The 19,295-nt window shown below is 52.2% G+C and carries 16 protein-coding genes; 10 read left to right on the top strand and 6 right to left on the bottom strand.

Going from position 1 to position 19,295, the window contains the following annotated elements; translation table 11 throughout:
• The first annotated feature begins 108 nt into the window (after window positions 1-108).
• Complete coding sequence (locus A3849_RS25830) at window positions 109-1,089, top strand: BadF/BadG/BcrA/BcrD ATPase family protein (RefSeq protein ID WP_143191900.1); 981 nt, start codon at window positions 109-111, stop codon at window positions 1,087-1,089.
• Window positions 1,086-2,414: a 6-phospho-beta-glucosidase gene (locus A3849_RS25825; protein WP_074113962.1), complete on the top strand. Its 1,329-nt coding sequence runs from the start codon at window positions 1,086-1,088 to the stop codon at window positions 2,412-2,414. The genes A3849_RS25830 and A3849_RS25825 overlap by 4 nt, the downstream gene beginning before the upstream one ends.
• A gap of 255 nt (window positions 2,415-2,669) precedes the next feature.
• Here the strand turns inward: A3849_RS25825 and A3849_RS25820 are convergent, their stop codons facing one another.
• Window positions 2,670-5,012 (bottom strand): UvrD-helicase domain-containing protein, encoded by a 2,343-nt coding sequence (locus A3849_RS25820; protein ID WP_074113961.1) that lies wholly within the window; start codon window positions 5,010-5,012, stop codon window positions 2,670-2,672.
• A gap of 361 nt (window positions 5,013-5,373) precedes the next feature.
• Between A3849_RS25820 and A3849_RS25815 the strand changes: the two genes are divergently transcribed.
• The gene (locus A3849_RS25815; protein ID WP_256700910.1) at window positions 5,374-5,718 is read left to right on the top strand and encodes a hypothetical protein; all 345 of its coding nucleotides are present in this window, start codon (window positions 5,374-5,376) and stop codon (window positions 5,716-5,718) included.
• A 24-nt stretch (window positions 5,719-5,742) separates the two neighbouring features.
• Here the strand turns inward: A3849_RS25815 and A3849_RS25810 are convergent, their stop codons facing one another.
• On the bottom strand, window positions 5,743-6,192 hold the full coding sequence (locus A3849_RS25810; RefSeq protein WP_074113969.1) for an Imm30 family immunity protein: 450 nt from the start codon (window positions 6,190-6,192) through the stop codon (window positions 5,743-5,745).
• A 212-nt stretch (window positions 6,193-6,404) separates the two neighbouring features.
• Between A3849_RS25810 and A3849_RS25805 the strand changes: the two genes are divergently transcribed.
• Window positions 6,405-6,572, top strand: a complete 168-nt coding sequence (locus A3849_RS25805; protein ID WP_074113959.1) for an aspartyl-phosphate phosphatase Spo0E family protein — start codon at window positions 6,405-6,407, stop codon at window positions 6,570-6,572.
• A gap of 196 nt (window positions 6,573-6,768) precedes the next feature.
• Here the strand turns inward: A3849_RS25805 and A3849_RS25800 are convergent, their stop codons facing one another.
• Complete coding sequence (locus tag A3849_RS25800; RefSeq protein WP_074113958.1) at window positions 6,769-7,008, bottom strand: hypothetical protein; 240 nt, start codon at window positions 7,006-7,008, stop codon at window positions 6,769-6,771.
• Window positions 7,009-7,167: 159 nt separating this feature from the next.
• Between A3849_RS25800 and A3849_RS25795 the strand changes: the two genes are divergently transcribed.
• Window positions 7,168-8,409 carry a DUF445 domain-containing protein gene (locus A3849_RS25795; protein ID WP_074113957.1) on the top strand — a complete coding sequence of 414 codons (1,242 nt, stop codon included), beginning with the start codon at window positions 7,168-7,170 and terminating at the stop codon, window positions 8,407-8,409.
• A 115-nt stretch (window positions 8,410-8,524) separates the two neighbouring features.
• Here the strand turns inward: A3849_RS25795 and A3849_RS25790 are convergent, their stop codons facing one another.
• The 3 genes from A3849_RS25790 to A3849_RS25780 form a co-directional block, all read right to left on the bottom strand.
• Window positions 8,525-8,851 (bottom strand): P-II family nitrogen regulator, encoded by a 327-nt coding sequence (locus tag A3849_RS25790; RefSeq protein ID WP_074113956.1) that lies wholly within the window; start codon window positions 8,849-8,851, stop codon window positions 8,525-8,527.
• A 204-nt stretch (window positions 8,852-9,055) separates the two neighbouring features.
• A complete protein-coding gene (locus A3849_RS25785; protein WP_074113955.1) occupies window positions 9,056-10,156 on the bottom strand; it encodes a glycosyltransferase family 4 protein in 1,101 nt (366 codons plus the stop codon).
• An 82-nt stretch (window positions 10,157-10,238) separates the two neighbouring features.
• The gene (locus A3849_RS25780; RefSeq protein WP_074113954.1) at window positions 10,239-11,057 is read right to left on the bottom strand and encodes a hypothetical protein; all 819 of its coding nucleotides are present in this window, start codon (window positions 11,055-11,057) and stop codon (window positions 10,239-10,241) included.
• A gap of 293 nt (window positions 11,058-11,350) precedes the next feature.
• Here A3849_RS25780 and A3849_RS25775 point away from each other — a divergent pair, with 293 nt between their 5' ends.
• From A3849_RS25775 to A3849_RS25755, 5 genes are all read left to right on the top strand, one after another.
• Window positions 11,351-14,893, top strand: a complete 3,543-nt coding sequence (locus A3849_RS25775; protein WP_074113953.1) for a PAS domain S-box protein — start codon at window positions 11,351-11,353, stop codon at window positions 14,891-14,893.
• The gene (locus A3849_RS25770) at window positions 14,890-15,501 is read left to right on the top strand and encodes a C39 family peptidase (protein WP_074113952.1); all 612 of its coding nucleotides are present in this window, start codon (window positions 14,890-14,892) and stop codon (window positions 15,499-15,501) included. Before A3849_RS25775 ends, A3849_RS25770 begins: the two co-directional genes overlap by 4 nt.
• Window positions 15,502-15,632: 131 nt before the next feature.
• Window positions 15,633-17,591, top strand: a complete 1,959-nt coding sequence (gene pulA / locus A3849_RS25765) for a type I pullulanase (protein ID WP_074113951.1) — start codon at window positions 15,633-15,635, stop codon at window positions 17,589-17,591.
• Between the two features lie 207 nt (window positions 17,592-17,798).
• The gene (locus tag A3849_RS25760; protein WP_074113950.1) at window positions 17,799-18,125 is read left to right on the top strand and encodes a PadR family transcriptional regulator; all 327 of its coding nucleotides are present in this window, start codon (window positions 17,799-17,801) and stop codon (window positions 18,123-18,125) included.
• Between the two features lie 6 nt (window positions 18,126-18,131).
• Window positions 18,132-19,097 (top strand): permease prefix domain 1-containing protein, encoded by a 966-nt coding sequence (locus A3849_RS25755; protein WP_074113949.1) that lies wholly within the window; start codon window positions 18,132-18,134, stop codon window positions 19,095-19,097.
• The last annotated feature ends 198 nt before the right edge of the window (window positions 19,098-19,295 follow it).

Below are 19,295 nucleotides of genomic sequence, written 5' to 3'. Positions count from 1 at the left end.
ATTTAAAGATATATTCGTAATTATCATTTTGACTTCTGGTAATGTATGGATATTAAATGGCAAATGAATCTGAATCTTTGTAGGAACAAACCAATCAGGGGTGAAGATATGTACGTTGCGGGTGTAGATGGCGGTGGAAGCAAGACAATCGCAATGGTAGCGGATGAATACGGTACGGTTCTGGGAGCCGCTGTGTCAGGCTGCGGCAACCATCAGATCATTGGAGCCCAGGCGGCAGTATTGAACATCCGTGGTGCTTTGTTTGGTGCACTTGCCCAGGCGGGCATTGCCAAAGAAGAGCTGGATTATGTGCAATTTGGTCTTGCGGGAGCTGACCGGCGTATCGATATGGACATTCTCTGCCCGGAAATCGGCAGGCAACTATCCCTGCGGAGCTGGGATATTGTCTGTGATACGATGGAGGGATTGCGTATCGGAAGCCCGGACAATACGGGGGTGGTTCTTGTGTGCGGAAGCAACACGAACGCAGCCGGACGCAACCGGCTAGGACAGACGGTGCAGATTGGCGGTTTTGATTCGTTGTTCGGTGACCGGGCAGGCGGTTATTATCTGGCCGCACAGGCATTAAGCAGGGCGGTACGAAGCTGGGAGGGCAGGGAGCCTTACAGCGATCTGGTGGAGCGGATCCCGCTTAGGCTCGGATTCGCGAGCTTTGAGGAGATGCTTAACCGTTACCTTGACGAGGATATATCGGCAGCGCCGCTGGAACTCTCACTGATTGTTCACGAGTCTGCAGACTCGGGCGACTGGCTCTCCCGCCAACTGCTTACGGACATGGGCAGAGAGCTTGGCATTTCAGCGGCTGCGGTAATCCGTAAGCTGGGCAGTTTCGAAGAGGCGGGCGTGCCGGTCATCCTTACTGGAAGCATACTCCAGTCCGGAAGAAATCCGCTGCTGCTGGATGCACTGGCTAAAGAGGTGGAGAGGGAATATCCATCCTGCACGTTTGTGATTCCGGAAATACCGCCTGTATTCGGCGCACTGATGCTTGCAATGGACCAGCTTGGTATACCGGTGACCCCGGATATGTTAGAGCATTTCGAGAGAGACGGAGGAATTCGCAGATGAAGAAGAAGCAGTTGAAAATCGCAGTAATTGGTGGAGGTTCCTCCTATACGCCAGAGCTTGTCGAAGGCCTAATTCGTTATCATGATGTATTTCCGGTTGCTGAGCTGTACCTGGCAGATATCGAAGCGGGAGCGGAGAAGCTGAGGATTGTAGGCGAGCTGGCACAGCGCATGATTGACGCAAGCGGTAAGCCAATCAGGCTGCATACCACTCTGAACCGGCGCGAAGCGATCTCCGGTGCGGATTTTGTGGCCACGCAGATTCGTGTGGGCATGCTGGATGCGCGCTCAAGAGATGAGAAAATCCCGCTGGCCCATCATTTGATCGGCCAGGAAACGACAGGAGCGGGCGGCTTCGCCAAGGCGCTTCGCACCATCCCGGTGATTCTTGACATCTGCCGGGATATTGAGGAATTGGCTCCGGATGCATTTATGGTCAACTTCACCAATCCGGCCGGGATCATCACTGAAGCCGTCTCCAAGTATTCCAGGGTGAAGTCTGTTGGCCTCTGCAACCTTCCGATAAGCACGAAGATGCAGATTGCTGAGCTGTATGGGGTTCCACAATCCGAAATGTTCATTGAGATGGTCGGAATCAATCACCTGAACTGGACGACCCGTGTGCTGATCGAAGGGGAAGACATGACGGAGGATTTTCTGAATAAGCTGGCCGGGGCCAAAGGTCCAACGATGGCTAACATCCCCGATCTGGAGTGGGATTCCGAATTTATTCAGTCGGTAGGCGCACTGCCTTGCGCCTACCACCGCTACTACTATATGAAAGAAGAAATGTACCGCGAGATTGCCGGACACTACCAGGAGACTGGTAGGACCCGGGCCGATGATGTAAAGGAAGTGGAAGCCGAGCTGTTCGAGATCTATAAGCAGCCGGAAGTGAACAGCAAGCCGGCTCAATTGGAGAAACGCGGCGGTGCCTACTATTCCGAAGCAGCTGTTCAACTGATGAAGTCCATTTATAATGATACGGGGGATATTCAGACTGTTAATGTGCGCAATCAGGGGATGATTCCCGATCTTCCCAACGATGTTTCCATTGAGATCAACTGTGTCATCAAATCCGACGGTCCGCATGCACTGGCCCCTAGCAAGCCGCTCCCTCCCCAGATCAGAGGTCTCCTGCAGGTCGTGAAGGCTTATGAAGAGCTAACCATTGACGCTGCGGTGAGAGGCGACTATGCTTCAGCGCTGCAGGCGCTGACCATTCACCCGCTGGTAGGCGACGAACGGATTGCCAAGGCCGTGCTGGCCGACATTCTTGAGCAGAACGCAGATTATCTGCCCCAATTCCAGGTACGGGTACTCTAGACCGGGTACCAGGCAATAAGTTACTGTCCGGCAACTCTGGAAACAGAATCTACCGTAGCGGATTGTGCAGAGTCAATCCATATAGCCCCTTTCCGCAGCGTCTGGCTGATGCGGGAAAGGGGCTATTATGCAAATATAAGGATTTATATGTTTCACGCTAAAAATCATCCTTCTATTTCTCGCTGAAACGGATTCCGTCCCTTAAAAGGACGGCGAAGCCGTTTCCACTTGTGATTAGCAGGGAGCACATCCCCGTTACACAGGGACTTCCCGGCTGCTCTTCTCCATCGGAGAGCTGCACAGCGGACATGGCTTGGAGGACAGGTGCTCCTCGGCCCCGCCTGCCTTCATCCGTGTCCAGCCCGGACAGCTGCTGCTGGTGCAATTCCAGACGGGAACCGTAAGGGTTCTTCCCCCGTGGGACCGGCCGGAGGAAGTGCATGCTGCTGCCGGGGTTCTGCTTACGGCAGCTGCGCTGGCCGGAGTGGCCGGGGCAGCAGATATGGCAGAGCGGAAGGCGGACAGCATAAATCTGGAGACCTCCGCCTTCTTGCCCCGGTGCCTCGCCGGCGAACTGATGAACAGTTCCTCGCGGGCCCGGGTTACGGCCACATAAGCCAGTCTCCGCTCCTCTTCAAGCGCGTCGAGGCCTGCTGCATTGCCAACAACAACCGTGCTGCTTTTGCTGCCCGGTGCTGTTTTTGCAGTTTTCCGGTCTTTCAGCCGCTCACCCTCCAGCGCGGAGCTATGAGGGAGAATGCCTTCGGATGCCCCAATCAGGAAGACTACCGGGAACTCCAGCCCCTTCGACTTATGAATTGTCATCAGCGCAACCCGGTTCCCTTGCTCTTTGAGGCCGGGCAGGCGGCTCTGCTCATTGCGTTCGGTCACATGATCGATGAACTCCAGGAATACCGGGAGGCTGTCGAACCGTTCCGCCGATGCTTCCAGCTCATCGAGCATTTCTTTTAGCATCTCCCGGTGGAGGGTAGCTTGATGCCGCTCATTGGCTTCGATGAAGTAGTCATAGAAGGTAGTGCGGATCTGGCGGATGGCCTGGACGGGAGTCAACTGAACCAGGCCGCGGATCAGCTCCAGCCGTTCCTTCAGCTTTGCACCTTTGAAATCCTCCATCCCCGGCAGGGACATCAGGTGAATCAGCGGCCCCTGCTTGGGCTGAACGGCTTCCATCCGGCGGATGTGGTTCATGCCTTTTTCCCGGTTCATGTACAGAGTCGGCAGGATATTCTCTATCGCAGCGAAGTTTCGCCGGTTCAGCGACAACCGCAGATGATCGAGTACCGGAGAGATCAGCCAATGCTCGTAGAGCAGCTGGCCTTCACCGTAGTCAATATAAGGAACATCGCGCAGCAGCAGCAGCTCCAGCAAAGCCCGGTTGCTGCTGGAAGCCCGGTAGAGCAGGGCGAAATCGCTGTATGCTCGAGTTCCGCCAGCCACCTCACTCAGGATATGATCCACGATTTGCTCGGCTTCCTCGTCCGCGGTCTGCGGGCGCAGGTACCGGGGCTGGCGTCCGCTGCCCTTGGCCGCTTGCAGTGTTTTGGATCTGCGCCGCCTATTATGGCGGATAATTCCGTTGCCGAGGCCGACAATCGCGGGGCCGGAGCGGTAATTAATATCAAGTGTGATGACCCTGGCACCCGGATATAACTTCTCGAATTCAAGGATGAACTCGCTGCGTGCTCCATTGAAGGAATAGATCGTCTGGTCATCGTCACCTACCACCATCAGATTATGCTGCGGGTGGGCGATCATTTTGACAAGCTCATATTGCAGCGCATTCGTATCCTGGAACTCATCAACCATTACATACAGGAACCTCATCTGCAGCTCCAGCAAAAGCGCGGGTTTCTCCCTTAGCATCCGGTAGGCGATCAGCAGCACATCATCAAAGTCGATTTTGAAATTGTCGGTCTTCCACTGCTCATAGAGCATCAGAACCGCCTTCATTTCCTGCTCAGCGGTTGACGTTTCCGGAAGATCGCTAGGCTCACCCAGGTTCATCTTGCAGGAGGAGAGCAGAGCGAGCAGGGTTTCCGGGGGATAGGCATCCTTCGGCAGCCCCAGCTCGCGCATGATCTGCTTCAGTAGAATATGCTGGCGGCGGGTCTCATTGAAAATTTCCTGCTGAAGGCCCTGACGGCGAAGGAAATAGAGGAAAAAAGAATGAAACGTGCGGGCCTGCAGGCGGGCAGCGTCACTCTCGCTGACGCCAGGCAACAGGGCGATCCGGTCGCGCATTTCTGCCGCTGCCTTATTGGAGAAGGTCAGCAGCAGCAGTTGACTCGGGGAGATTCCCCGGACGGATAACAAATACCCGGTTCTGCAGATCAGCACCGAGGTTTTGCCGGAGCCTGCCCCGGCCAGGGTCAGCAGCGGGCCCTGGTGATGCCGTACCGCAGCGATCTGCGGAGAGTTGAGCAGAATTCCGCCCTCCTCCAGCCTGCGGAAGTAAGCGCCATCGGGGTCACCGGACTTCACGATGTCACGGCTTGTCCGGGCAGAGGCGATGTTCGCCTGCGGAATACGTTCACCGGTAGCTCCCAGCGGTATATTGTGAAATAAAAGCTTGTTCATTGGATTCACCTTCGTTTATATCATTGCGGGATAAATTAAATTTTAGCCGATCTATACTATACCATCAGTTTTGTAATGTTGTCCCTGCAATCGGCGAATTGGAACAGTTCGGCTCAATTAAATCTGTTACGGGTGTCACTCCTTGGGTGCTGTGAATATTCTGGCTAGTATACGTATGCTATGCTCTGAAATCCATTACTCCAAAGGTGTGATCGTGATGAAGCCTGTCACCCGGATAAGAAAGCCGGCAGTGAAAAGGAAACACCCGGGCCTTCTGGCAGGCCCTCCAAAAACATTGCTCTACCAGAGCCCGAAGTATGGCTTCAGCATAAGGCTCCCCCGCAGCTGGAGATGCTACACAGTGGTCAGAAGCAGAACCCGGCGGCTGGAGGATGCAGAATACGCTCTGGATTTCCTTTTTAAATATAAAGGGAAAGTCTATGAATCGGCGCTCACACTGCTGGTGTTCCGGATGACTCTGAAGCAGTGGCGGGCCAAGGGCTACGATGAATCCCCGATAGTCAGACTGGCTGTGCGCAAAGGGCTGATCTACGCCTACACAGTTCCCGAAGAGCTTCCCGACGAGTTTCTGAATGCCAAAGGCGATGACTATGATTACACAAGATTCGGCAGACCGATCCGTATTCTGTCCCGCATGGTAAATGACGATGTCCCCGGAATCGTCCGAACGTTCAAGCTCCGCTGATCTTGTCCGCCAGTCCGTGGTGTTTCATTGCAATTGTCCGAGAATGGCATTCACCTTGCGCTCATAGGGCCGTGGGTTGTCCTCTTTGATCTCCTCCAGCAGGAACGCCAGCGATTTCTTGATTCTTGGGCTCATTCCGGCGGCGATATCGGCGTATTCCCTGCGGCTGATGTCGTCGTCCAGAATTCTTTGGTTCAGCACAATGGCCCAGTTACGCGCATTCTCCAGCATGTCCGGCAGGGACTCCAGCAACTGCGTGAGGTACATTTCCATTTGGTAGCTCTCCACGAAATGGACAAGTCCGAACATAATCTCTTCCTGCTCGGTATCATCATCGAAGACACGGAAGATTTGCTGGATTACTGCATCCTCTGTATCTCCAGCCAGGCCTTCCAGGGCCAGATCAAATGCCTCGCATTCCAGCTCTGTCCGCAGCAGGCGGTTATGATATAACTGGGCAATCCCAGGATACATATTCAACGTGTGATTCCCCCTTATGTTTGTGTTGTTGTTGCATTTCGGCAATCTCCCGTACATATTAACATATTAGCCTTCGGGCAGGGGAGCGCAGGGCTCCGGTCCGTTCGCCGGATATTCTGGCATTGTGCAGAGAAATAAGCGCGGTTCAATACGGGTTCCGTTTTTTGACAGCTTGTACTAAAATATTACACAGAGGAGGTGGAACTATGCAGAACAATGAAAGTGCGACACTGCATCGTGTAGAATGTGCCAGGGAGAAGCTATACCAGATGCAAAAAAAATACGGGTTATTGACACATCCTAAGGTGATTGAACAATCTGTAGCCTTGGATCACCTGCTTAATCAATACAGCACTCAAAAAACCGTTTGCTAACGGGGTGCCTTTATTAATTATGAATAGGGAGGAAGATTATGTTTATTCCAATTCTGACTGCACTGACAACGACGCAGCATCTGTTCCTTTTAATTTTGCTAACGGTGAATATTGGAGCTATATACTGCATCGTCAGATATAGAGCAGGCCGGCACTAGGACTCTCTGTATTCCCCCTGCCTCTCTTCAAAAAGATATCATCCCCCAGTGGCGCTATTCTTCGCGTGGCTCCCCGCAACAAAGTCGGCCGTTTCTTTTAGAACCGGTGCGGCGTTCTCCGTGGCAATTCGGTAGCCGGCCATCCTGATCATGAACAGGGTCCGCATCCAGCCCGTTTCCTCTTGAATATCCTCATCATTCAGCTCGAATTGTTTTTCTTCATATCCCCTGTTTATCGAGCTCCATGTATACGTTATCTTCTGTGAACCCCTCATCATACAATTCACAAATCCCGTTCATCCAGCGCATTCCCGCTCCGCCGGGAGCAATTTCTCTTCGTCCAGTAATGGAGGATTTTTCGAAAAGAGTTCTGCCGTGGTACAATATAAGGCGGACCTACAGATAGATCCATTCATTTAGGCAAGGGGGAACTGCGAATGAAATCCAGAAATTTAGCTACGATCTCGCTGGCTGTTATGGCCTGCGGTTTTTTGATTACACTCTTTTTGCCGGAAAATTTGGCCGTTATCCTGCTGAGGGGCGGCTTTGAGGCCGGACTGGTGGGGGGGATTGCCGATTGGTTCGCTGTCACTGCGCTGTTTCGTCATCCGCTTGGACTGCCCATTCCTCATACCTCACTTCTGCTGAAGAATCGGGACAAAATTATTCAATCGTTGATCTCTGCGATGGAGAACGAGCTGCTGAACAAGGCGAGTATTGAGAACAAACTTCGCAAGATCCGCATAGTGGCGCTTGGCAGCACTCTGCTAACCCGGCTGTTCGCCCGGAAAAAAGCGAGAATTGAAATGCTGGAGCAGATCAGCAGCTTTGTACAGAAACTACCGGTCACTCAGGCTGTGCCGTATATTCAGTCAGCTGCCGCCAGCTACATTCGTGAAGCCAAGCTTGGAACGGCAGCGGATACTATTATCACCAAGCTCATGAATGACGGGAAGGACGTTGCTGCCCTGGATTATGCACTGGGTGGAATCTCCGGCTGGGCGGCCCGTCCCGAGACACGGGCGATGCTGGGCAAGATCGCCAGCGAGAAATTGGCTGAAGTGAAGCTGGGCGGACTCAAGGGAATGGCTTTTCAGGCTTTTGTCGGATTTGTGGATGCCGAGATGCTGGGAGAAATGCTGCAGGGTATGGTGCAATCCGGTATCCGTGATTTCCGTGAAGAGGATAGTCCTTACCGTGACCAGATCATCCAGGAAATCCGTGTTGCTATTTTTCAACTAGTGAATGACGAGGCGCGGATCGCTGCGATTAAGGATTGGGGCCTGAATGAACTGCAGAGTGAATCCACTGCGGCGTTCCTGGAGGAACAGCTTGAAGGATTCCGCGGCAAGGCGGTTGCCCTGCTGGAAGAAGAGAAGTCAGCAGGGGGGCGCAAGCTGTTTGGACTGTATGCCATGCTGGCCCGCCGTGTCAGCAAGGAGCAGGATTGGATTCAGAGCTGGGAGGAGCGGATTCGTGCTTCCCTAATTAACTTCGTAGAAGCGAATCATTACCGGCTGGGGCTTCTGGTCAAAGAGAACCTGGATCAGATGGATGACGCCAGTCTGGTAGATATGCTGGAGGATAAGGTTGGTAAGGATCTGCAATGGATTCGGGTCAATGGCGCGGTGTGCGGCTTTGTAGTGGGGCTGGTCCTGACCGTTGTCCAGATGATCTGAACCGGAGAGCATTCGTATACAAAAAGGCAGCAAGCGGTATCCCCTGAATCAAATTCTGAACAGGGATGCGCTTTGCTGCTTTTTTCGCAGGTGCTATCATAGATGGACAAGTAGCCTATAACTGGTTCTTTCCGTTGCTGATCGTATAGGCTTCCTGCACAGGCAGCACGAATATTTTACCGTCACCGAAGGAGCCTTGTTCACCGGTTCTTGCCGTTCTCATAATAATGCTGATGACATCTTCCTTCTCATCATCCTGAATGACGATCATCAGCAGCTTCTTGGAGATTTGATCATAATGATTGGTGCCGACCTGAATCCCTTTTTGTTTGCCGCGGCCGAGCAGATCCATCTTACTGATGGAGGGGAAACCGGCAAGCAGCAGTTCAGCCATAACTGCATCCGCCTTCTCGGGTCTTACTATAGCCTTGATCATTAACATAACGATGCACCCTTTCTACAGCGAATAGTGTGTTGTAGGGGGTTGCCAATGTCTAGGTGGCCTTATAAGTGATACATTCGTATAATGGCAACGCTTACAATCTGAGTATAATATTAACTGCAGCTGTATCCTGCGAATATGATCACAAATTCTGTGTTACACATTGTCGCATAGTCAGGGAGCCGGCAGCTTTCGTGGGTTCTCCTAATTCGGCAAAAGAACACGGTACAGCTTCTCCATTGCTGCCGCCGTTTGCTGCCATCCGAAATTCTGCAGCGCGTCACTCCGCCCCTGGAGTCCTATTTTGGCTGCCAGCTGCGGCTGGCGGCCTATCTGCAGCAGGTATTTGGCGAATGGAGCTGCTTCACGGTAACGATCCACTAAATATCCGTTATGACCGGATACGATAATCTCCCGGATACCGCCGTTGTTCGAGGCGATGACCGGCAGTGCTGAGGCCATTGCCTCCACGTTGACCAGTCCGAAGGATTCATGCTGCTGGGATGGGCAGACGAAGACATCGGCGGCCTGATACAGAGCATGAATATCTTCATGGGCAATCTTGCCGATAAAGGTGACCCGCACTCCCAGGCGCCGGGACATGGCCTTAAGCTGCCGGATATACCGCGGCTTGCCATGGCCGGCGATAATCAACTGTGCCGGCAGACGTCTATTGAGCAGTCGCATGGCTCTAATTAATACGGGTACTCCCTTGCGGGGGATAATTCGTCCGACGAACAGAACGGTGAAAACAGGACCCAGGCGAAAGATCCTGCGCACCTGCTGCTTTTCCGCTTGCTCTGCGGGGAAGAACCGGGTTAAGTCGGCACCTAGTGGTATCACCCGGATGTTCCCGCCCAGACCGTGAAACCGCCGGGACAGTCTCTGCTGCAGCGAACGGCTGTTGACCGCGATAAGATCAGCCCTGGCCAGGCTGCGGGCAATCCGGGTTTCCGCCGGAACAAAGGTCAAGGAGTGGAGGAACAGGAGCACCGGTGTGAATGGATGCCTGCGCTTAACGGCGGCCATTAGCTGGGGGCGGTTGTCGACCTGTATCACATCGAAACGCTCCCCTTCAAGGTAGTCCAGCACCGAAGCAAGATAACGTGCAGGTGTACCTGAAGCTAGACGGATTATGCGCACTTGCTCCAATTCATCGGCTACGGGAAGTCCGGGAGCCCTCCGGCTTACGATGGTCACTGTATGCCGCCGGGCCAGTTCTCTGGCGATTGCCCAGATACAGATTTCCACAGAGCCATCTCCCGGTACCGGAAACTGTTCCGGCGCGATCATACAGATATGCATAGATGTAAGCCTCCTTCACTCCATAGCTGTGCCTCTTACCTAACATATGCCGATAAGCAGGCGGAAGACACATCTGTGGGGATCAGGATGTAATCTGTTTGGAGGCAGCTGTGATTACAGCGGCAACCTTTTGTTCCAGCTCGATAATCTTTTGCTTGCTGGCTGCAATCTGCCGGTGGCCGGAGAGTAATGACGTCAAGGAGCCGCCAGTCAGGGCCGGGTTCTTCTTGCGGATAGCAGATTTGAAGTCGCTCCAATCGGCAGTCAGGCGTTTGTTCAGTGAAGCGGCAACACTTTTCTGGGTCTTGATTGACGTCTGCGGACTTTCAATCCCGGCCAGGGTCTTGCGTACCGCAGCTATTTTCTTAGTCCGGATATCCTTGGCGGCTTTGAGCTGTGCCTCTTGGTCGCGGATGTCCTGGCGTGCCATCTGTACAAGGATTTTCATAGCATCGGACTGGGCGCGCAGTATAGCATTTAAGGATTTGTCCTTGAAGCCCCTGAGCAGGGAGATGCGCTTGTTCAACGCACTGTACTGATCAAAAAGCGGCTGGTAGCGGCTCTTGGTGCTGGCAACCATAGCACTAAGCCGGGTTACAGTAGCCTGGTCAATATTCTTGATTTGCTCTTTCGCGGCTATAAGCGACTGAGCGTTGTCCTCATGAAGCTTGCGGATCTGCTCCTCTCTGCTGTCATATTGCGCTGACAATGCAGACAGTTCGCTATACTGGCTCTTCAGCTTGGTTCTTGATGAAGAATCAGCAACCGCGGCAGTTAAATCAAAAGCGGCCTGAATCGAAGGGGTTAGCTCCGTTCCGGATGCTGCCGTCAGACCTGCAAATGGAAGCGATAGAAGCAGCAGCGACAGAAGGGCCAGGACAGCATGTTTGAGAGTATTCATTTTTCTCCTCCTATGTGGTCATCCGTCAGCCTGTCCCCAACAAAAAAAAGCACCCGCAGCAAAGGCTAATAAGCCTTCATTACGGGTGCTTCCGGTAACAGGTCACGAATAAATTATTAACTTAAACTATAGATGAACCTCCTATATCCGTCAATATTTACAATTTATTTGGTTCTCTTTTGAAAAAAGGGACGGCTCATTTCTTTCCTTAATTCTCTTATCGTATACTTGGGTAAATAGACAACAGTGAGTCTGCACCAGCAGCGGCTCGTGATGAGGGAGGCCTGATTGATTTGGATAACAATAACAGGGAAATTCTGGATCGAGCATTCCTGATGTCTCCGATGGGGATGGGAGTACTGTCTTCAGAAGAGGCCAAGTGGATAAAAGTTAATCCTGCTTTCTGTCAACTTCTTGGCTGCAGTGAACAGGAGTTCCTGGCTGGGGGGTTGCTGTACAATACTTCTGCTTCGCGGGAGGAAGCCCGGCAATTGCACAAGCGTCTTATAAATGAACTAGACTCTTCTGCAGCGGGCTCTCTGGTCAAGGAGAAAAGATTCCAAGCCCGTTCGGGACGTACGGTATGGCTCCTGCTTACATTCGTCAAGGCTATGGAGGGACTGGCTCACCGGCATGTTATCGTGTACGCCCAGGATATCACCGACCGCAAAATTGCCGATCAGCTGACTGTGGACAGCCGTGATTTGTATGATTTATTTATAAAAGATGAACAAACGATGATTTCCTTCACCCTGCCTGATGGAACGCTGAGTTTCATTTCTCCTTCCTCGCTGCTGCAAATCGGCTTCGCCCCTGAAGAATTAATTGGCAGGAACCGGCTGGAATTCTACCATCCTGATGATACTGAAGGAATGAATAACCAGTCTGAGGGACTCATGGAGAATAAAATCAATGTCCGCCGGCTGCGCCATAAAGAGGGGCATTACCTGTGGTTCGAATCTTCTTTTCATATTATCCGTGATGAAAACGGTGAAGTGGTACGGATCATGGGCGTTGGCCGTAATGTGAACAGCCGCAAGCTGAACGAAGAAGCCTTGGATACTGCCCAGCGGGTTGCCAAAATAGGCTCCTGGGTTTGGGATTTGTCCAAAGAAAGACTGACGTTCTCCGAAGAACTGCAGCGGATGCTCCACTATAGTACAGGGAAGAACGTGAATTATAAGACCTTCTTGTCTCTGGTGTATCCTGAGGACATGGTAATTCTGACTAAGGGAGTCGAACGGGCTGTGGAAAAAGGGGAATCCGGCGAAACCTCCTTCCGTCTGGTTCTTTCTGATGCCACAGTACTTGCAGTCCACATTCAGTGGGATGTCATGCGCGGTCCTGACGGCAAGCCTGTGCAGCTGATCGGCATGATGCAGGATATTACCGAGCGGCGGCAGATGGAGCAGCAGCTTAGAGAGAGCGAACGGAATTACCGGCTGATGTCAGAGAACTCCATCGATATGATTTCGCGTCAATCGGTAGCAGGCACCGTCTTTCTCTATTGTTCTTCTGCCAGCCGCTCCCTGCTGGGCTACGAGCCCGAAGAGATGGTAGGGACAAGTGCCTTAGATTACCTCCATCCCGATGATCTGCTGCGGTTGAAGAAGATGCTGGCCGATAGCGAGCGCTCCGGAACGATCCCTGTAGTAACCTTCCGGTACCGCCGCAAGGATGGAAGCTATGCCTGGTTTGAGACGAACAGCCGGTATATTTATGATGACCACGGCCAGATCCTGGAGATTATATCAGTCAGCCGTGATATCACCGAGCGCAAGCGTTTTGAATCCATGCTTCAGGAGAGTGAACAACGCTACAAGTCTCTCTTCGAGTATAATCCATCCGCGGTCTATTCCATGAACCTGCGCGGGGATTATCTGACAGCGAATGCCAATCTGGAGGAACTGACAGGTTATAGTCTGGATGAATTGATTGGAATGTATTTTGGACCTATTGTGCATGAGAAGGATATCGCGAAGACCTTGCATCATTTCACACTGGCCAGCCAGGGAGAGCCCCAGAGCTATGATCTGACACTGATCCATAAAGATGGGCATCTTATCGAAATCAATACCATCAACATCCCGATTATTGTCGACAGACAGGTAGTGGGTGTATTTGGGATTTCCCGTGATATCACTGAGCGTATCCGGTATACCGAGCAGATTGAGAAGCTCAGTAATGAATACACGCTGATTCTGAATGCGGTGTCTGAAGGTATATTCGGTCTGGATACCGAAGGGAGAATCACCTTCATCAATCCGGCGGGAGAGCGGATGCTGGGGTTTGAGCATAACGAAATTATGGGGCGTTCTTATCTGGAGCATATCCGGCAAACGGCGCCGGACGGGGTTCATTACCGGCCTGAAGATTCTCCCCTGATGCGGGTTATCCGGACAGGAGAGTCCCAGCGGAGTATGGATGCGGTACTGTGGCGCAAGGACGGTTCCAGCTTTCTTGCGGAGTATCAGGCAACACCTCTGTTCGACAAGGGGGAACGCAAAGGGGCGGTTGTCGTATTCAAGGACATTACCGATGAGCAGGAAATTATCCGTGCCAAGGAATCAGCCGAGAAGGCGGATCAGGCCAAATCCGAGTTTCTTGCGGTGATGAGCCATGAGCTGCGGACCCCGATGAATGGAATTATGGGAATGACAGATCTTCTGGCGGAGACGGAGCTGAATGAGGAACAACGCGGTTATGCGGAGATCATCAGCCAGAGCAGCGCTTCCCTGCTGTATATTCTCAATGAAATTCTTGATTTCAGCAAAATCGAAGCCGGTAAAATGACACTTGTTCATGAACCGGTCAGTGTGGAGTCTGTCATGGAGATGGTTACCGAGCTGTTTTCACCTAAAGCCAGAGAAAAGAGTGTCCGGCTGTCCAGCCGGATCGCGGAAGATGTTCCGGAGCTGATCATGGGTGACGCGGACCGTCTGCGCCAGGTGCTCGTGAATTTGGTGAGTAATGCGGTCAAGTTTACTGAAGAAGGGCAGGTCTCTATTGCTGTCGAAACGGAATATTGCCCGAACGCCAAGAAGCTGAACCTGAAGTTCAGTGTACGGGATACGGGAATCGGCATTCCAACCGAGAAGCAGCCACTGCTGTTTCAATCGTTCTCTCAATTGCATCCGTCGATTAACCGCAAATATGGGGGGACAGGCCTGGGACTTGCGATCTGCAAGCGGCTTGTCGAGCTAATGGGCGGAGCGATTGGAGTAGAGAGCGCAGAGGACGAAGGTTCGACTTTCTACTTCACCCTTCCCATTATTACGGATGAGGAGTGGGACGAGATTAAGGCGGAGGATAATCCGTTGTCCATTAATTCCAATGCACGGAATGGCAGTGTTGATCCTGAGTTCAATATCAACCAGAACCAGGTACAGCAGGTGGAGAATGGCAGTATACTGACAGCCGCCAGCCCCGCTCCCGCTCTGCCTGAAGCGAAGTACGGACCCCTGCGGATACTGGTTGCGGAGGATCATCCCGTCAATCAAAAGCTTATTCTGACGATGCTGGAGAAACGGGGGTATAGGGCGGATCTGGTGGAGAATGGGCAGCAGGCGCTTCAGGCCGTTCTTGAGCGTCCTTATGACCTGTTGTTTATGGATGTTCAGATGCCTGTGATGAACGGAATTACTGCGTCGGCCAGAATCAGGGAGCAGGCTCCGACTCATCACCAGCCGTTCATCATTGCGGTAACGGCTTATGCCAGACCGGAGGACCGGGAGCGGTGCCTCATGGCAGGCATGGAAGACTTCGTCAGCAAGCCGTTTCTCGCCTCAGATATTGAGCGGATACTCAGGGAACGGAAGGAAAAGATATCCCTATGACTGAGGAAAGGTCTGAATATCGGCTGGAAGTGGAACCATATACACAATGGGAGCCGGGCGTAGCATCTCCCGGCTCTGCCTGCGGACCGGCGACCATGGCCGCTTTAATCGAATATTGGCATACAAGGAGAGGCTATGGGCGTATTCCGGGTTCGGGGCATTTTGACTCCAAGGCGGCGCATATCAATTATATATACAGTCATCACGGGGGAACTCCGTTGGGGATGAGTGCGCACAGTTTGGCCAAAGGCCTTCAGGCTTATATTGGTGCTGCTCTCCCGCGTGCAGAGCGCAGGTACCCGCCGGTTTCAGTATCTGTTTTTAATGACATGTGGAGGTATAGGGCTGAGATTGACGCCGGGCGGCCGGTGGCCGTGAAGTTTGACAAGTGGTTCAGCCTCCGCTGGAGGGGGAGGTATGCCTATGATTATCACTGGGTGCTGGGAATCGGATACGATCTGACCGATACGGGAGCGGGACCTGCGCTGATTGTCCAAGACAACGGTATACGCCATAAGAATGGAGGCTTTACCCCTGGCCGGGAGCGCCGTATTCCTTATTTGCCGAATCGGGATATTCTTACCATGGTAGCGATGAACATAGAATGACGGAACCGGATATACAGCCCGTCAGACCCCCGCTCGTCCACTCTAAAAAATCCCTCTGTACAAACGTTTGCGCAAAGCGGATAATCAGGTTATAATATCCAGTTAATAAAGGGTAAAGGGGACAGATTGCTTTGTCAGTACAAAGGGAAATGGAAGAAACCATCTTTTATGGGGATCCTGCAGCTACCGGAGGCATTTCCGTATTAGACCAGGATTTTGACGAACTGTTCAGCTATAACGGAGACGATCTTGGCCTCATCTATACTTCTGCTTACTCCGCCTTTTGTCTATGGGCTCCCACGGCGCAGGAGGCGGAAGTGGTGCTGTATGACTCCTGGCAGCAGATCGCCGGCGACCGCCTGCCCATGATACGTGAGGTGAGGGGGACCTGGAGACTGACAGTTTCCGGTGATCTGGATGGCAAGCTGTATACCTATCGCGTACGTATCGGGGACCAGTGGAATGAGGCAGCGGACCCGTACGCACGTGCAGTCGGCGTAAATGGGGACAGAGCGGCAATTCTTGACCTGCGCAAGACGGATCCAGAGCGTTGGACTGAGGATAAGCCGCCTTTGGCGAGCCCTGTGGATGCAGTCATCTATGAGCTTCATCTGCGGGATTTGTCCATTCATCCGGCCAGCGGGACTGCCTACAAGGGGCAATTTCTTGGTCTCGCCGAAGGCGGAACACGGGGTCCTGGGGGGATTCAGACCGGGCTCGATCATATTGCCGATCTTGGGGTGACGCATATTCAGCTCCTGCCAGTCTATGACTTTGCCACAGAGAGCGTGGATGAAACCAAGCTGGATCAGCCGCACTATAACTGGGGGTATGATCCGAAGAATTATAACGTGCCGGAGGGCTCTTACGCGACAGACCCGTATCTGCCGGGTGTGCGTATTACCGAGCTCAAAACCATGATCCAGGCGCTGCATGACCGTGGTCTGCGCGTAATCATGGATGTGGTTTATAACCATGTGTATGACGGATACCGTGTGAATTTTACCAAGCTGGTTCCCGGTTATTATCTGCGTTACAAGCGGGACGGCAGTCTGTCGAACGGTTCGGGCTGCGGCAACGATGTCGCTTCCGAGCGTACCATGATGTCCCGGTTAATTGTGGATTCGGTTCTCTACTGGGCCACAGAATATCATATGGACGGCTTCCGGTTTGACCTGATGGGCCTCATTGATATTGACACGATGGCGGAAATCCGCCGCCGTCTGGATGAAGTCGACCCTTCGATCATGACCATCGGCGAGGGATGGATCATGGAGACCGAGCTTGCCACGGAACGGCTGGCCAATCAGAGTAACGCAGACGCACTGCCGGGAATCGGACAATTTAACGACGGTTTTCGGGACGCGGTGAAGGGCAATATTTTCAAGTATGAGGAACCAGGCTTTATCGGCGGCAGGTCGGGACTGGAACAGGCGGTGAAGACAGGCATTACAGGGGGAGTGGTGTACGGACAGACTACCGGCCAGTTTGCCGATGAACCCCGGCAGTGCGTGAATTATATGGAATGCCACGACAATCATACCTTGTGGGATAAAATCGTCCTGTCCTCTGCCGGAGTATCCGACAAGCAGCGCAGGGCGATGCACCGGCTGGCTTCAGCCATGGTGCTGACGAGCCAGGGGATTCCGTTCCTTCATGCCGGGCAGGAATTTATGCGTACCAAAGAAGGTGTGGAGAACAGCTTTAAATCACCGGTAGAGATCAATTGGCTGGACTGGGAGCGCTGCGCTGCTTATGCGGACGAGGTTGCTTACATGAAAAAGCTTATATCGCTGCGCCGGGCACATCCCGCCTTCCGCTTGCACAGTGCAGAGGAAATCCGTGCCAAGCTATTCTTCGAGAAGGCGCCTGCGGGTACAGTGGCATATACGCTTCGGGAGCATGCCGGAGGTGATGCGGCGAAGCACCTGTACGTGGTATACAATACCAATCCGGACGGATCAACGCTTTCGCTGCCGCCGCTGGGGGTATGGGAGCCGCTGTTTGGGGAGGAACTGGCAGTACTGGGGACAGAGGGGCAACTGACCGTTAAGGGTCTCGGAATGGTCGTTCTGGCTGTTCAGGCTTAACACGATTAACAACGGAATACCTAGATGAGGAACATGAAGACTGTTTTGTAGGCAGAGCCATCTGCCGACTGGACAGTCTTTTTCCTGTGATATTTCAAAAAACAGGATTACTTTTTGAAATTAGTACTACACCTGTCGTAGTAATCATGCTACAATACCATTACTACGACAGATGTAGTACGACAGATGCAGTAAGGAGGAAGGATATTGATCAGCAGCGATGTGATCCGCGGATACAACGATACATTTATTCTATATATGCTTTTGGGCGGAGAATCCTATGGCTACGAGATATCCAAGAATATCAGGAGGCTGTCGGATGAGAAATATATTATGAAGGAAACCACCCTCTATTCAGCGTTTACCCGGCTGGAGAAGAATGGGTACATCTGCTCGTTTTATAAGGATGAGACCCTTGGGAAGCGGCGTACCTACTACCGCATTACTCCGGAGGGGCTGGCGTATTACCATGACAAATGTGCGGAGTGGCTGATTACCCAGGAAGTTGTGAACAAATTTATTAAGGAGCTGTGATTAGGAATGGAAACCATCATCAGTTATTTGAACAATATGTTTGCCGCTCTCCCCAGAACCGCGCAGATGGATGGGGTCAAGCAGGACCTGCTATCGAGCATGGAAGAGAAGTACCATGAATTGAAGCAGGAAGGCAAAACCGAGAATGAAGCCGTGGGCATCGTGATTTCCGAGTTTGGCAACATTGATGAACTGGTCGAAGAGCTTGATATTCCCGCTGAAAGGGACGAGAACAAGCTTCCGATGCTTGCTCCGGAGGATACATTTAGCTATATGGCTGCCAAAAAGAGATCGGGTTTCATGGTGGGGCTAGGTGTAATGTTGTGCATTATCGGTCCCGCATTGCTGATTCTGCTGAACACTCTGAGCGGGTCCGGATTTCTTAAAGGGGTCATTTCAGAGGATGCTGCATCCATTCTTGGTGTGGTTGCTTTGCTTATACTGGTGGCATTGGCAGTGGGTCTGTTCATTTTCAGCGGCATGATGCTGGAGAAATATAAATATATGCACAAAGGCTTTAACCTGCCATATGATCTAGGGTCCGAGATTCAGCACCGCAGCAGTGCATTTGTCTCTACGTATACCTTGTCGCTCGTGATGGGCGTATGCCTGTGTGTATTAAGTCCGGTTCCGGTGATTGCATGGTCTCTGATCAATGAAGATTCTACCAGTTATGGCGTGGTCATTTTGCTTCTGCTGATTGCTTTGGCGGTCTTTCTGTTCATTTATTATGGTAATATTAAGGAGAGCTACAGCTTCTTGCTTAAGGAAGGCGAGTTTACCCGCGAAAAGAAAGAAGAAAAGCGCGTCATGGGCAACGTCGCAGCGATTATCTGGCCGGTGGCGGTCTGCATTTTTCTGATCAGCGGGTTTGTTTTTGAGAGCTGGGATATCAACTGGATCGTATTCCCAGTAACGGCGATACTGCTAGGGGTTGTCAACTCCGTGTATAGTGCGGCCAAAGAAAAATGACCTCTGACAGCCGCTTTGCCCATCTCCGAAATTTTATCTAAAAATGTGACTTTCCTCATTTAGGCTATACAGGATAAATGATAATATAGACTCATTTCAGGCGGGAAACCGCCTTGTCACAGCTTCTCGCTTTGCTGCTTTACAGTGACAAATAATCAGTCGGTGACAGAGAGTAACTGTCTTTTTGGAGCCGAATGG

It is taken from the genome of Paenibacillus sp. P46E, from assembly GCF_001909095.1.
Lineage (GTDB): Bacteria > Bacillota > Bacilli > Paenibacillales > Paenibacillaceae > Paenibacillus_AQ > Paenibacillus_AQ helianthi.
This window is presented reverse-complemented; position numbering and strand designations above follow the sequence as displayed.

Coding starts and splice junctions, on each gene's coding strand:
- A3849_RS25830 (WP_143191900.1), top strand. CDS start 109: ATGTACGTTGCGGGTGTAGATGGCGGTGGAAGCAAGACAATCGCAATG.
- A3849_RS25825 (WP_074113962.1), top strand. CDS start 1,086: ATGAAGAAGAAGCAGTTGAAAATCGCAGTAATTGGTGGAGGTTCCTCC.
- A3849_RS25820 (WP_074113961.1), bottom strand. CDS start 5,012: ATGAACAAGCTTTTATTTCACAATATACCGCTGGGAGCTACCGGTGAA.
- A3849_RS25810 (WP_074113969.1), bottom strand. CDS start 6,192: ATGTATCCTGGGATTGCCCAGTTATATCATAACCGCCTGCTGCGGACA.
- A3849_RS25805 (WP_074113959.1), top strand. CDS start 6,405: ATGCAGAACAATGAAAGTGCGACACTGCATCGTGTAGAATGTGCCAGG.
- A3849_RS25800 (WP_074113958.1), bottom strand. CDS start 7,008: ATGATGAGGGGTTCACAGAAGATAACGTATACATGGAGCTCGATAAAC.
- A3849_RS25795 (WP_074113957.1), top strand. CDS start 7,168: ATGAAATCCAGAAATTTAGCTACGATCTCGCTGGCTGTTATGGCCTGC.
- A3849_RS25790 (WP_074113956.1), bottom strand. CDS start 8,851: ATGTTAATGATCAAGGCTATAGTAAGACCCGAGAAGGCGGATGCAGTT.
- A3849_RS25785 (WP_074113955.1), bottom strand. CDS start 10,156: ATGCATATCTGTATGATCGCGCCGGAACAGTTTCCGGTACCGGGAGAT.
- A3849_RS25780 (WP_074113954.1), bottom strand. CDS start 11,057: ATGAATACTCTCAAACATGCTGTCCTGGCCCTTCTGTCGCTGCTGCTT.
- A3849_RS25770 (WP_074113952.1), top strand. CDS start 14,890: ATGACTGAGGAAAGGTCTGAATATCGGCTGGAAGTGGAACCATATACA.
- A3849_RS25755 (WP_074113949.1), top strand. CDS start 18,132: ATGGAAACCATCATCAGTTATTTGAACAATATGTTTGCCGCTCTCCCC.